Genomic DNA, 12,611 nt, shown 5'->3' with positions numbered 1-12,611 from the left:
ACGGCTATCTTTCAGGGTAGCCGTTTTTGTTTTATATGGAGAAAAAGCTAAAAAATGGATTTGAACATATCCGATATGTAAGACCGATACTTTCGGAAGCTGAGTTGATTGAAAATTCTAAAATGTTCTACTCGGCAATGAACACAAGAAGAACTGTTCGAGATTTTGACACTAGGCCCGTACCGCTGGAAGTGATGGAAAATATAATCCAAACTGCCGGAACGGCTCCTTCGGGAGCGCATAAGCAACCCTGGACATTCTGCCTCATCTCTGATCCTCTGGTCAAGCGCCAAATTCGAATTGCAGCAGAAGAGGAAGAAAAAATCTCCTATTCCCAACGGATGCCAACAGATTGGAAAAATGACCTTAAGCCACTTGGGACCGATTGGGAAAAGCCATTTTTGGAAGAAGCGCCGTATTTGATTGTCGTCTTTAAGCAATCTTATGGATTTGCTTCAGGTGAAAAGGTCCAGCATTACTATGTGTCGGAATCTGTCGGAATCGCATGTGGATTTCTGATAGCAGCTATTCACCAAGCAGGATTAGTTACTGTAACCCATACCCCCAGCCCTATGAATTTCCTGAGCAAAATTTTGGAAAGACCAAGCAATGAAAAACCCTTTCTTTTGCTTCCCGTGGGCTATCCGAAAGCAGAAACCTATGTTCCTGATATTGAGCGTAAACCCTTGGAAGAAATTTTAATTCGTTTTTAAACTCCTTGATGCATTTGGGGTCTAATCTTTGAATTTCAAAAAAACAACCCCTATCTATCATGAAATCAACACTTTTCAACCCGCTCAAAGCCCTGGCAATTTCAGGCATTCTTCTCTTTGCCTCCTGTGATAAAGAGGAAAGTCTTCCAGCAAGTCAGTTGAACGAAACAGAGGAAACTTCCCAAGAAGTAGACTTGACTTCCACCTTGGAGGATATGGATGAGGTGATCTTGACTGGGTTTCAGCGACAAGGATTTGCAGACAGGAGCTTGGTCACTTTGGAGGAAGATCTCTGTGAAAAAGTGAATATCGAATGGCTACCTACTGCCAAAAAGATGATCATCGACTTCGGAGATGGCTGCACTAGCCCCCGAGGCGTCAGCAGAAAAGGAAAAATAATTGTCACCTACACCGGAAGATACTGGACTCCCGGATCCGTGATCACCTCGACCTTCGAGGATTTTTACGTGGATGATCGGAAGATCGAAGGTATCCGAGTGTTGACCAATGAAGGCTTCAATCCGAACGATAAGTTTTTCACCTTTAAAGCAGTGGTCGAAGGAGGAAAAATTACTTGGCCTGATGGTACTTTCCGAACTTTCGAATCCCGCCATGTCAAGCGGATTTTCCTCCCAAATTCAGAAAGAGGAATAATCTATAAAGTCTCTGGAGGCAGCAAGGGAATCAATAGAAACGGAAATGAATATGTGGTAGAAATCACTTCTCCGCTTATTTTTTCGGAGCGTTGTATCCGATCAGGAGTCAGAATACCAAGCGAAGGCACCATCGCTCTTCGGCTCGAGTCTAAAGGGGAAATGCAGATAGATTTTGGATCAGAATCCTGCGACCGGGAGGTATCCATCACCCGGGCTGGAGAGACTAAGACGGTCATCTTACCAAGATCTTAAAAAAAGTTGCCGGTAGTTTGAACTTCTACCGGCATTTTTTTATCCATTATTTTTCTGATAAACCACGCGCTGAGGAAAGGGAATCTCAATTTCATGCCGATCAAAGGCTTCTTTGATTTTTTCCATGGTCTCAAAGTAAACCGGCCATACGTTTTCCTTGTCGGCCCAAGCTCTCACTACCAAATCCAATGAACTGTCCCCAAAAGCATTGAGCCAAACTACCGGTTCTGGATCTGCATGGACTCGATCGTCTTTTTTGAGGATATCAAATATTACTTCTCGGGCTTTTTTAAGGTCAGTATCATAGGACACTCCTACGTTAATATCCACTCTTCTCGTGGGCTGTGCGGTAATGTTTACTACATCTGAATTGGCCAAATTCCCATTAGGGATGACAACTTCTTTATTGTCGAACGTATAGAGGTGAGTATACAAGATATCGATTTTGGAGACTGTCCCGGTATGTCCTTGGCCGGTGATCACATCACCTACCTTGAATGGTTTAAACAGTAAAATCAATACCCCTCCCGCAAAGTTGGAAAGTGATCCCTGTAAGGCCAAGCCGATAGCCAAACCTGCAGCACCCAAAATCGCCAAAAATGAAGACATCGGAACACCCAAAATTGTAGCAATACCGATGAATAAGGAAACATACATCAGGGCCTTCACCAACCCCACCAAAAATGTATTCAAGGAAGGATTCGCATCTCTTCTCTCCAGAATCCTAGTAAATCCCTTGATAAATTTATTGATCAAAAATTTACCTACTATATAAAAGAGTAAGGCATAGATCAGCGAAGGAATCACTTTGTATGCAAGTTCAATTCCCTGATTTAAAAGTGAATTAATGGTTTCCGGAGATAATTCCATAAATTTTACGAGTTTGATTTTAAATTAAAACAAGATTAAAATTTGCCATCTGAAAGCCCAAAACCAACTGATTTGGTATTTTTTTATCCCTGCGGCTCCTAGTATTCTTTCCCAATCGGACTTTCTAAAACTCCTCAAAACAGAAAGGGAAGCATCATGCTGAACCATGGGAGACTTGCTGAATAGCTTGGTCAAAACTCGGATGCTGTGAAAAGCAAACCAGTGTCGGTGAAGATCATTGATCACCAAGCCGAGCGTGGCTTTCTCGCGAAAAGACCTCAGGAGAGCTATGAGTTCCGAGTCGGTAAAATGATGCGTAAAGAGCGTACAAGTAATAATATCTGCCTTTTCTTCAGAAAATGAAGGTTCGAAAACATTCTGAACCCGCCAGCCTACATTGGCCACATCAGCTAATCTAACTTTGGCAAGTTCAATAATGTTTGGATTGGCGTCGATTCCCAGGAAGTTTACCGCTACCTTTTGAGACTTGGACCATTGATCCATGATTCGAATCATGTCGCCGCCACCGCAGCCAATATCCGCGATTTGATAGCTGTCCTGCGGATGGAGATCCATCAGTTTTTTGAGTCCATTGGTAGTGACATGATTCCCCCCCAGCCAGCGATTGATCGTCTTGAGTTCCCTCAGGGTCTGCGCGAGCTCTTCTCCCGAGCAGTCCAAGTCGTCCATGAGTTCTTTTTTCTCGCTTCGCTTTTCGAACATACTCATTGTTTGGTCAGATGCATCGTTTCCAAAGTCAACCCGGGTCCAAATCCCATGCTGAGGATCTCACCCCCTATTTTGGGGTCTTTCATCATCCGATCCAATACAAAAAGAATCGTTGCAGAGGACATGTTGCCGTAGTTTTTCAGCACTTCATTTGCATGAAAATTCACTTCGGGACCGAGCTCAAAAGCCTCCTGAACTTTTTGAAGAATCTGCTTTCCTCCCGGATGAATAGCAAAATTTCGGATGGTACTTAGCCCGAATTTCTGTTCAAAAACTTCTTTTAGGTCGGATATTCCTCGATCCAGCAAAGCCGGAATATACTTACTCAGTCGCATTTCAAATCCAAAATCCCCAATTCCCCAAGCCATATCCTGCTCTCCCTCCTTGAAAACCTGACTGAGATAAGAATTGATTCGTAGACCTTCAGCCGAATTCCTGACCAATGCCGCAGCAGCACCATCGCCAAAAAGTGAGTTGGCAAGGATATTATCTTCAGTATATTCTTTTTGGAAATGGAGGGTGCAAAGCTCCACGGAGACCACCAGCACCTTAGCTTTGGGTTCGGCTCTAAGAATTTTATCCGCCAGTTTAAGCCCCGTAAATGCTGCATAACAGCCCATAAAATGGATGCAATATCGCTCTACATCCTCCTCTAGACCGAGCAGTTGCATCAGCTGAAGTTCGACACCGGGAGCCACCATACCCGTACAGGAAACTAGGATGAGGTGTGTGATGGAGCTGGCCTTTTCGCCCACCTGACTCAAGCATGAGCTCACGGCCTGTGCTGACAAGTCAGGGGCTGTTTGCTGAAAAACTTCCATCCTGGCTTTCGTGCCTGGAAAAGGAGTCAATTCCTCGTTTGTTGGGAAGAATGAAAAATCACCTACATCTCGCTTATTAAAATCATTCAAAACACTGTGGCGAAAATCTATTCCCGATTTGCGGTAAAAAAAGCCCAACTTCCGGCTCTCGGTCTCGTCCAGCTGATGAGCCAGTTTCATAAATCGGGCTATTTCTGCCTGTGGGATCGGGGCACCCGGATTGGAGAGCCCAATGCTGACAATACTGGAATTCATCAAATCAAGTTAAGTGATTATTTCTAAATTGGGACTCACTAGGTACAACCATCCTGCCAGAAGAAGGTTAATTTAACAACTTAAAATCCATGATTACCCTTTCGAGCATCCGCCACCTGCGAATTCCCTTCTCCCTATTTCTTTTACCCGTTTTCCTTTTTGCGTTGGCACTTACGCCCAACTTGGATGGAGGGCGTCTTCTTTTGGTTTTTCTTGCTCTTCACCTGTTTCTTTATCCCAGCAGCAACGGCTACAATAGCTTCTATGATCGGGATGAGGAGAGCATCGGTGGATTGAAACATCCTCCTAAAGTTACTCCGGATCTGTATTGGCTTTCGCAGGGCTTTTTGGTTTTGGCACTTATCCTGGCTGCCATGATCAGTTTGACCTTTGCAAGTATGCTGCTGGTATACGCATTGGTAAGTATGGCCTATTCGCACCCACGGATCCGAATCAAAAAATACCCCTGGGCAAGCTGGTTTATTGCCGGATTTTTCCAAGGATATTTCACTTTTGCTATGGCATATGCCGGCCTGAGTGATTTGGGATGGGAGGTGATGGTTCGTCCACATGTACTTATTCCCGGGATATTGACAAGCTTGATGCTCTGGGGCAACTATCCCCTCACCCAAGTCTACCAGCATGGTGAAGACTCAAGAAGAGGCGATCAAACACTTAGTATTACGCTTGGAATCAAAGGCACTTTCCTTTTCTCCGCAGTTTTCTTTGCGATCACGGGTGCTGCTTTTGTTTGGTTTTTCTATGGTAAATCCCAGCTCGAGATTATTTGGGTTTATTTGGGGGCTATGGCTCCCATTCTGCTGTTCTTTCTGATTTGGTTTGGATTTATTCAGCAAAATCCTGAAAAATATGCTTCTTTCTCCTGGGCTATGGGAATGAACACCATTTCTGCGGCGGCGCTAAATGCTTTTTTTATTTATTATTTCCTCGAAAACACCCAAGTGATGCAGGTATTTGGATTCTGATCAAAAAGGCTTTCCATGTGTGTTTTTGATGATTTGCTTCGCGAAAAAGGGGGTACGCTCGATTAGATTTCTGGCAAAAACCGAAGCTCCTCCCGAGCCAAAAAGACGCTGGACATTCCTGCCTACCCAAAGGCGCTGCTTAAACTCCCCAGTCCAATTCTTTTCATAAAGTTTTTCGATCTCTTTTCGGCTTCTACCTGTCGTGATTGCTTCAGCGGCCAACTTCCCCGAATGTATCGCCATCGCCATCCCGTTGCCACAAAGTGGGGTGATCAGTCCTGCTGAATCACCCGCCATTAAGATGTGATTTTCTACAGGAAGTTTTGGTTCAAAATTAATTTCATTGATCACTTCTGGCTTTTCGAACAGAAATTCACTCTCCTTAAAAATCTTCCTCAAAATCGGATTTCTCCATAAGATCTGCCGCTCCATTTCTTCCACTGTCCCAAATTCACGCAGCTGATCACGACTACCGAGGTAACACAGATTAAATTGATGGTCTTCGATCGCATTCAGTCCACAGTAACCGCCATTGAAGTTATGAAGGGCAACAGCATCTCTGACATAGTCAGTTTTGACATGATATTTAACTCCGATGTAGGGACTTCTTTTTTGGATAAATGGCCGGTGAAGAACTTTGTCCAGTTTACTTCTTTTGCCAAATGCACCAATAACAAAATCTGCATGAACAGCGGTATGATCAGCTAGACCAATGGAAAATGAATCGGAATTCTCATGGAATTCCACTGAAATCACCTGACATCCTGTTCGTACACTGACGCCCAACCTGACCGCTTGATCAACTAGCCACTGATCCAATACAAAGCGGCTAATGCCAAATCCGCCCAAATCAAGGGGGATTTTCACCGACTTGCCATCGGTATCACTAAACTCAAAGAACTTAATTTGGGGCAAATCGAGAAACTCCGGGTAGAGACCCTCTCGTTTTAAAAAGTCCAACACCTCATTGGAGATGTACTCTCCGCACACCCTGTGGAAAGGGTACATTTTCCGCTCTAGAAGAATCACCTGCAGTCCCTGTTTGGCCAAAAGAATAGATGAAATCAATCCTGCGAGCCCACCTCCAATCACACCCGTTATTTTTCCTTCTGCTTTCAAGAGCCTTTGATTTGATGATTCAACCGCTTATCAAAAAATAAGTTCATTCTCCCGAATATCCCACGGTTTGGAAGTTACTTTAATTCAAAAATACAACTTATAAAAAAATGAATAGTACTCTACCCAAATTACTGAGGAGAACAGCCTTTGTTTTGGGCGTAATGGGATCGCTGTTTTATGCAGAAGATTCTTTAGCCCAAAAGAAAAAAAAGAAAGGAAAAGAAACTCCAGTAGCAGCGCCTGCCCCAAAACCGGCAGCACCATCCAATGGTCCCAAGCCTTACAAAGAGGTAATCACTGCCAAAGCCAAAACAAAAGAAGGACTATTCAAAGTCCACCAGATTGAGGACAAGTACTTCTACGAAATCCCAGATTCGCTTTTGGGTCGTGACATGCTCATGGTGGTCCGAATCGCGAAGACTGCAGATGGAATAGGGTATGGTGGAGAAAACACCAATAACCTGATGGTACGCTGGGAAAAAAACAACGACGACATTCTCTTAAAAGTAGTCTCTGTCAATAACTATGCAGCGGATTCATTACCGATCTCATTGGCGGTAAAAGCTTCAAACCTAGAGCCTATCCTTCAGAAATTCTCAATCAAATCCAGAGGAACTGATTCTACAGGCATCGTCATCGAAGCTACAGATCTTTTCAACAAAGATAACCAGGCACTGGGTCTACAGCGAAACAGGAGGACTCAATACAAAGTCTCCCGTCTGGACAATGACAGATCATACATCGTGCATGTCAATACATATCCAATAAATATAGAAGCACGGTACGTATTGACCTATGCAGCCTCCGAACCACCTTCAAACAGTGCCACGGGACTGATTACACTGGAAATGAATGCCTCAATGGTTCTCCTACCTAAGGAACCAATGAAGCAGCGACTGGCGGATCGAAGAGTCGGTTGGTTTGCTAGATCCTATGTGGATTATGGTGCTGATGAGCAGCGTGCGACTTCCCGTAGATATTTGGACAGATGGAGACTGGAAGTAAAACCGGAAGACCTGGAGAAATTCAAGCGAGGAGAGTTGGTAGAGCCAGTGAAACAAATCGTCTATTACATCGATCCTGCGACTCCTAAAAAGTGGGTTCCTTACCTAAAACAGGGGGTAGAAGACTGGCAGAAAGCTTTCGAGGCAGCAGGATTCAAAAATGCAATTATTGCCAAAGAAGCTCCTACAGCAGAGGAAGATCCATCTTGGAGTCCAGAAGACGCTAGATTTTCAGTAATCCGATATTTCGCCTCAGATATTCAGAATGCTTACGGTCCTCACGTATCGGATCCCAGATCTGGAGAAATTCTCGAATCAGACATCGGATGGTATCACAATGTGATGAACTTGCTGAGAAACTGGTTCTTCATCCAGACTGCTGCGATCAATCCTGATGCAAGAGGTGTGAAATTCAGTGACGAAGTAATGGGTCGACTGATTCGGTTTGTATCTGCACATGAGGTAGGCCATACCTTGGGTCTGCCGCACAACTTTGCCTCATCCGTAGCTTATCCGGTAGAAAAACTCCGTGATCCGGCATTCACCAAAGAATTTGGAACCGCTCCTTCCATTATGGATTATGCCCGATTCAACTACATCGCGCAGCCAGAAGATGAGGGTGTTAGCCTGATGCCTGATGTTGGGCCATATGATAAATATGCCGTTATGTGGGGATATCGGCCGATTCCGGAGGCTAGTACTCCAGAGGAAGAACTGCCAATCCTAGACAAATGGATTTTGGATAAAAAAGGAGACCCGGTCTACAGATATGGTCGTCAAGGTAACAGCTATGATCCTACGACACAGTCTGAAGATTTGGGAGACAATGCCATGCTTGCGTCTGAGTATGGAATCAAAAACCTCAAGCGGATCATGCCAAACTTGGTAGAATGGACTGCTGAAAAAGAGAAGCCTTACAAAGACTACGCTGACTTATCCGAAATGTACGGTCAGGTCATCGGTCAATTCAACCGATATATGGGCCATGTAAGAACCAATGTAGGCGGGGTATCAGAAATCTACAAATCAGCTGGACAAAACGAGGCGGTCTACACCCACACCAGCAAAGAAATCCAAAAGTCAGCCGTTGACTTCCTGAATAAACAATTATTTGCTACACCGACATGGCTGATGGACGAAACCATTATCGCCAGAACCAGTGACTTTGGTGCGCTGGAGCGAATCAGAGGTATTCAGGAAACAACCCTCAATGGAATTCTGGAATGGGGAAGACTGGGTCGAGTGATCGAAAATGAAGCGCTCAACGGAAATGAGGCTTACAAAATCACCGAGCTCTTTGATGACTTGAGAAAAGGTATCTGGACAGAACTTCCTACAGGCAAGACCATTGATGTGCATCGCAGAGCACTACAGCGTGCGCACATTGAGCGTCTGGAGCTACTTTTGACAGGTGAAGTCAATGTCCCTGCTCAATTCAGACAGTTCTTTGGCCCTCAGATCAATGCCTCCCAATCTGACATTAGACCTATGGCCAGAGGCGAACTCAAAACGCTTCAGGCCCAGATCAGAGGTGCTATTGGCAGAACCTCGGACCGCATGTCAAAACTCCACCTTGAAGATGCTTTGGCAAGGATAGAAAAGATTCTTTCCGAAGAATCCGGTGAATAACACTGAAAAAGGCGCTGAATTCAGCGCCTTTTTTTTCACTTCCATTTTTTGAGTTAATTTGAATTCCAAATCAAAATCATGCTCAGCCCATTAACCATACTCCAATCACACAAACTCCGAATCACGGATTGTCGATTGGACATTATTCAGGAGTTTCTGGAAAAAAATGTTGCACTCTCGCATTCCGATTTAGAAGATACTCTCAATCAGCGCTTTGACCGGGTGACAATTTACCGTACGCTTAAGACTTTTTTGGACAAAGACCTGATTCACAAGGTTTTGGATGATAGTGGAGCAACCAAATATGCCCTCTGCGCGCACGGAGAAACAGAGCATAACCACAGTCATGAGCATGTACACTTCAAATGCGAAACTTGCGGCGAAACAACCTGTCTTGAAGATATTACTTTGCCTCAGATCAAATTACCAGCAGGATTCGAAAAGAAAGAAATGAATCTGCTCGTGCAGGGAATCTGCGAAAAATGCCATTAATAATCGACTGGCTCAGGGGTCTTTGATTTTTTGGGAGAATCGGCAGGCCAAATCACTCCGGGAGGCAAATCGATTTTAGGCGGAGTGAAATTTTCTATCCCACCATCCCCATCGTCATTGCTGCTGTTTCCTCTACGCAATGAATTCTTCGTCATCGTGGCTACAAAATAGATGAGAATGACATAAGCCACACCACACATAAAGAGATCGATTACCAGACTGTTCATGGCTAAAAATTTTGAGATAAGTTAATCGAATACAGATTTAAAATCAATCAATTAAGCTTTTTGTTTTCACTCAATAGCCAGAATTATGATTTTTTTCGACTTGCTTAATCACTAGGATAGGTGGATATTTGCGCTTCTTAATTCGTGACTGATGATTATTAAAACCAAAAAATACCAACTTCCAACCGGGACATACATCAAAATGGGACTAAAATCCATCCTGATCGAACAGTGGTGGGTGATTTTGATTGCACTTGCCATTTGCTTGGGGTACCTCTGGATTGCGTCGATTTGGTGGTTTATCGGGGCTGTGATTGCCTATGGACTTTATGTCTTGTTTTGGACTATTCAATTCACTGGTGTAACCCAAATGGAACAGAATAAGCCCATTTTTCAGAAAATGGCCTATGAAATTGACAGCCGTCAAATCCTGATGAAAATCAACGCCCGCGAAGGAATGCCTGTGCAATGGAACATGATCAAGCGAGTGGAAATGACCAAGGATGCATTCGTGCTTTACCTGTCCAAAGCCCAATTCATCCATTTGCCTTTCAGAATTTTCAATTCAGAAAACGAAAAGAAATTTTTGGAAACGATTCTCAAGCGAAAAGAACTTCTGTAACACAAAAAAGCCCTCTGGAATCCAGAGGGCTAATTTTTTGATTTTGGGTAAACTTACATTTTTGGCAAAATCACCGTGTCAATCACGTGCACCACACCATTACTAGCTTCAATATCAGCAGTGGTTACAGTTGCATTGTTGATCATAGCTTTACCGTCCTTTAGGGTTACAGTCACTTCAGAACCCTGCACTGTTTTCGCTTTTTGACCATTCTTAAGGTCTTTCGACATTACTTTTCCAGGTACCACATGATACGTCAATACAGCGACCAATTGTGCTTTGTTTTCTGGCTTCAAAAGATTCTCAACAGTACCTGCGGGCAATTTGGCAAACGCATCATTAGTTGGGGCAAATACCGTAAACGGACCGTCACCTTTCAATACTTCCACTAGGTCACCGGCTTTTACTGCCGCTACCAAGGTAGAGAGAAATTCAGTGGCCACAGCCAGATCGACAATGTCTGCTTCGACCTCATGCACTGAAGTGGTTTTAGGGGTGAATGCTGACGCAAGGAAAATCGTCATCACCATCAGAATAGAAAGAAATTTTTTCATGGTAGAAATATTTTTGGTTTGTGGAGGTCGAACAGGTTGTTTTAAGTAATTGTTTGTCAAAGATTTGTTAAGAATCTTAAGTGGGTATTTTCGGGTAAATACGGTATAGAATGGATATAAAAGGAAATTAGTTTTTGTTCAATAGTTTTTGAAAATACTTTCCATGAGATTTTTGATATTTATCCCATGCAAATCAAGCTTATCGCAATTGGCAAAACAGACCATCCGGCTATTCAAAAACTTAGTGAGGAATATTCGTCTCGACTGGGGTTTTACATTCGGTTTGAAGTAGAGATCATTCCTGATCTCAAAAACACAAAATCCCTCTCGGAAGTGATCCAAAAAGACAAGGAAGGAGAGTTGATCCTGAAAAAAATTCAGAGTTCAGACGACCTTATTCTTCTGGATGAGCGGGGCAAAACCTTCAGTTCCGTCGAGTTTTCGGATTTCCTTCAGAAAAAAATGAATTCTGGCCTGAAGCAAATGGTCTTGGTGATAGGCGGACCATATGGATTTTCCGAAGCAGTATATGCAAGAGCCAATGGGAAAATTTCGCTTTCTAAAATGACTTTTTCACACCAAATGATCCGACCCTTCCTGATCGAACAGCTGTATCGTGCCTTTACTATTTTGAGAAACGAGCCCTATCATCACGAATGAGTACCTGAAGTGCTCAGTGTTAAGTTTTTGCATAAGTGCTTTTCTAATGTTACCAAATTGTTAACTTTGAAAACATTGGTTAACATTAGCTTCATCCAAGATGAAAAAGGCACTTCTAGTACTCCTCATTCTTATCGGTCAAGTCCGGGTGACTTGGTCTCAAGAATCAGTAGCCTTTTATGAAAACCTCAATTTTCAAACAAAGGCAGAAAAAGAATTCTGGCAATCAGGGGTAACCAATCCCTTTTCGTTGTTTCAAGCGGTACAGGCCGAGCAGACACCTTCTTTAGCGGAATGGGAAAGATTGGTCGATGAATTAGATCTCAAAGCCTCAAAAAAAAGAAATGACTTCAAGTTTATCAGGCAGGTTTTTGAAAAAACTCATCAAAAACTATTTCACACCTATGAGCAGCACTCCACCTTCAACCAGATGCTTAATGAAGGTAAATTTGACTGCGTCAGCGGTTCTGCAGCACTTAGTCTACTTCTCGATCGATACGGATACGAATTTGATATCGTAGAGACCGACTACCATGTATTTCTAGTAGTAAATCTGGAGGGGAAAAAGATAGTTTTGGAAAGCACGCTACCCATAGGAGGAATGATCACCACTCCCTCTGAAGTTCAAAAATACATTGACTCTTACAAGCCTGCAGAATTTGCCCTATTGAAATCTTACAACCAAAGTCTGGCCGGTACTGAAATCGAATTCAGCGACAATTCCATTTTCAGAAAAGTAAACCTGAAACAGCTGGCTGGACTTCAGTATTACAATGATGCTATTGTCCATTTCAATTCACAAGAATATACCAAAGCTGTGGATCAATTGTCAAAAGCCTATTTACTGTATCCCTCTGAGCGGATTCTTGGCCTTCGCGAACTCAGTGTGGATCTGGCGTATAAAAGTTATGGCTACGAATTGAAGAAGTAAAAAAATTCGGCCTCTCCAGTGATGGAGAGGCCAAAACAATTTCCGCTTCATCACCCCAATCAAGCGAAATTGCGAACCATTAAAAAGTTTA

At 43.3% G+C, this 12,611-nt stretch carries 14 protein-coding genes; 8 read left to right on the top strand and 6 right to left on the bottom strand.

Annotated elements, in window-relative coordinates:
* Nucleotides 1–35: 35 nt before the first annotated feature.
* Nucleotides 36–713 carry a nitroreductase family protein gene (locus tag DK188_RS02195; protein ID WP_111669139.1) on the top strand — a complete coding sequence of 226 codons (678 nt, stop codon included), beginning with the start codon at nucleotides 36–38 and terminating at the stop codon, nucleotides 711–713.
* Between the two features lie 59 nt (nucleotides 714–772).
* Nucleotides 773–1,621 (top strand): hypothetical protein, encoded by an 849-nt coding sequence (locus DK188_RS02190; protein WP_111669138.1) that lies wholly within the window; start codon nucleotides 773–775, stop codon nucleotides 1,619–1,621.
* Between the two features lie 39 nt (nucleotides 1,622–1,660).
* Here DK188_RS02190 and DK188_RS02185 read toward each other — a convergent pair whose 3' ends face one another.
* From DK188_RS02185 to DK188_RS02175, 3 genes are read right to left on the bottom strand one after another with little or no spacing between them, the layout of a single operon-like run.
* On the bottom strand, nucleotides 1,661–2,491 hold the full coding sequence (locus DK188_RS02185; protein WP_111669137.1) for a mechanosensitive ion channel family protein: 831 nt from the start codon (nucleotides 2,489–2,491) through the stop codon (nucleotides 1,661–1,663).
* Nucleotides 2,492–2,515: 24 nt separating this feature from the next.
* A complete protein-coding gene (locus DK188_RS02180; RefSeq protein ID WP_111669136.1) occupies nucleotides 2,516–3,220 on the bottom strand; it encodes a methyltransferase domain-containing protein in 705 nt (234 codons plus the stop codon).
* A complete protein-coding gene (locus DK188_RS02175) occupies nucleotides 3,217–4,296 on the bottom strand; it encodes a type III polyketide synthase (RefSeq protein WP_111669135.1) in 1,080 nt (359 codons plus the stop codon). The genes DK188_RS02180 and DK188_RS02175 overlap by 4 nt, the downstream gene beginning before the upstream one ends.
* 89 nt (nucleotides 4,297–4,385) lie before the next feature.
* Here DK188_RS02175 and DK188_RS02170 point away from each other — a divergent pair, with 89 nt between their 5' ends.
* Nucleotides 4,386–5,282 (top strand): UbiA family prenyltransferase, encoded by an 897-nt coding sequence (locus tag DK188_RS02170; RefSeq protein WP_111669134.1) that lies wholly within the window; start codon nucleotides 4,386–4,388, stop codon nucleotides 5,280–5,282.
* Here the strand turns inward: DK188_RS02170 and DK188_RS02165 are convergent, their stop codons facing one another.
* Nucleotides 5,283–6,401: an NAD(P)/FAD-dependent oxidoreductase gene (locus DK188_RS02165; RefSeq protein WP_111669133.1), complete on the bottom strand. Its 1,119-nt coding sequence runs from the start codon at nucleotides 6,399–6,401 to the stop codon at nucleotides 5,283–5,285.
* Between the two features lie 161 nt (nucleotides 6,402–6,562).
* On the opposite strand from DK188_RS02165, the gene DK188_RS02160 reads away from it, so the two are divergent.
* Both DK188_RS02160 and DK188_RS02155 read left to right on the top strand, forming a co-directional pair.
* Complete coding sequence (locus DK188_RS02160) at nucleotides 6,563–9,034, top strand: zinc-dependent metalloprotease (protein WP_394335834.1); 2,472 nt, start codon at nucleotides 6,563–6,565, stop codon at nucleotides 9,032–9,034.
* Between the two features lie 78 nt (nucleotides 9,035–9,112).
* Nucleotides 9,113–9,526: a Fur family transcriptional regulator gene (locus DK188_RS02155; RefSeq protein ID WP_111669131.1), complete on the top strand. Its 414-nt coding sequence runs from the start codon at nucleotides 9,113–9,115 to the stop codon at nucleotides 9,524–9,526.
* Here the strand turns inward: DK188_RS02155 and DK188_RS02150 are convergent.
* Nucleotides 9,523–9,753 (bottom strand): hypothetical protein, encoded by a 231-nt coding sequence (locus DK188_RS02150; RefSeq protein ID WP_111669130.1) that lies wholly within the window; start codon nucleotides 9,751–9,753, stop codon nucleotides 9,523–9,525. The two genes, DK188_RS02155 and DK188_RS02150, sit on opposite strands and share 4 nt — an antisense overlap.
* Nucleotides 9,754–9,904: 151 nt before the next feature.
* On the opposite strand from DK188_RS02150, the gene DK188_RS02145 reads away from it, so the two are divergent.
* Entirely contained in the window at nucleotides 9,905–10,375 is a 471-nt protein-coding gene (locus DK188_RS02145) for a YcxB family protein (RefSeq protein ID WP_111669129.1), read from the top strand.
* Nucleotides 10,376–10,428: 53 nt separating this feature from the next.
* Here the strand turns inward: DK188_RS02145 and DK188_RS02140 are convergent, their stop codons facing one another.
* Nucleotides 10,429–10,929, bottom strand: a complete 501-nt coding sequence (locus DK188_RS02140; RefSeq protein WP_111669128.1) for a fasciclin domain-containing protein — start codon at nucleotides 10,927–10,929, stop codon at nucleotides 10,429–10,431.
* A gap of 186 nt (nucleotides 10,930–11,115) precedes the next feature.
* Here DK188_RS02140 and rlmH point away from each other — a divergent pair, with 186 nt between their 5' ends.
* Together rlmH and DK188_RS02130 are read left to right on the top strand one after the other, a co-directional pair.
* Nucleotides 11,116–11,589 (top strand): 23S rRNA (pseudouridine(1915)-N(3))-methyltransferase RlmH, encoded by a 474-nt coding sequence (rlmH, locus tag DK188_RS02135; RefSeq protein WP_111669127.1) that lies wholly within the window; start codon nucleotides 11,116–11,118, stop codon nucleotides 11,587–11,589.
* Nucleotides 11,590–11,689: 100 nt separating this feature from the next.
* Nucleotides 11,690–12,520 (top strand): hypothetical protein, encoded by an 831-nt coding sequence (locus DK188_RS02130; RefSeq protein ID WP_111669126.1) that lies wholly within the window; start codon nucleotides 11,690–11,692, stop codon nucleotides 12,518–12,520.
* Nucleotides 12,521–12,611 lie beyond the last annotated feature (91 nt).

This window comes from Algoriphagus litoralis (genome assembly GCF_003259255.1).
In the GTDB taxonomy this organism is placed as follows: Bacteria; Bacteroidota; Bacteroidia; order Cytophagales; family Cyclobacteriaceae; genus Algoriphagus; species Algoriphagus litoralis.
The sequence above is the reverse complement of the archived record's forward strand: the minus strand, read 5'-3'. Positions and strand labels throughout refer to the sequence as shown.

What these genes read in the sequence shown, in the direction of transcription:
- DK188_RS02180 (WP_111669136.1), bottom strand. Translation starts at nt 3,220, where the DNA reads ATGAGTATGTTCGAAAAGCGAAGCGAGAAAAAAGAACTCATGGACGAC.
- rlmH (WP_111669127.1), top strand. Translation starts at nt 11,116, where the DNA reads ATGCAAATCAAGCTTATCGCAATTGGCAAAACAGACCATCCGGCTATT.
- DK188_RS02140 (WP_111669128.1), bottom strand. Translation starts at nt 10,929, where the DNA reads ATGAAAAAATTTCTTTCTATTCTGATGGTGATGACGATTTTCCTTGCG.
- DK188_RS02190 (WP_111669138.1), top strand. Translation starts at nt 773, where the DNA reads ATGAAATCAACACTTTTCAACCCGCTCAAAGCCCTGGCAATTTCAGGC.
- DK188_RS02130 (WP_111669126.1), top strand. Translation starts at nt 11,690, where the DNA reads ATGAAAAAGGCACTTCTAGTACTCCTCATTCTTATCGGTCAAGTCCGG.
- DK188_RS02175 (WP_111669135.1), bottom strand. Translation starts at nt 4,296, where the DNA reads ATGAATTCCAGTATTGTCAGCATTGGGCTCTCCAATCCGGGTGCCCCG.
- DK188_RS02195 (WP_111669139.1), top strand. Translation starts at nt 36, where the DNA reads ATGGAGAAAAAGCTAAAAAATGGATTTGAACATATCCGATATGTAAGA.
- DK188_RS02145 (WP_111669129.1), top strand. Translation starts at nt 9,905, where the DNA reads ATGATTATTAAAACCAAAAAATACCAACTTCCAACCGGGACATACATC.
- DK188_RS02170 (WP_111669134.1), top strand. Translation starts at nt 4,386, where the DNA reads ATGATTACCCTTTCGAGCATCCGCCACCTGCGAATTCCCTTCTCCCTA.
- DK188_RS02155 (WP_111669131.1), top strand. Translation starts at nt 9,113, where the DNA reads ATGCTCAGCCCATTAACCATACTCCAATCACACAAACTCCGAATCACG.
- DK188_RS02185 (WP_111669137.1), bottom strand. Translation starts at nt 2,491, where the DNA reads ATGGAATTATCTCCGGAAACCATTAATTCACTTTTAAATCAGGGAATT.
- DK188_RS02160 (WP_394335834.1), top strand. Translation starts at nt 6,563, where the DNA reads ATGGGATCGCTGTTTTATGCAGAAGATTCTTTAGCCCAAAAGAAAAAA.
- DK188_RS02150 (WP_111669130.1), bottom strand. Translation starts at nt 9,753, where the DNA reads ATGAACAGTCTGGTAATCGATCTCTTTATGTGTGGTGTGGCTTATGTC.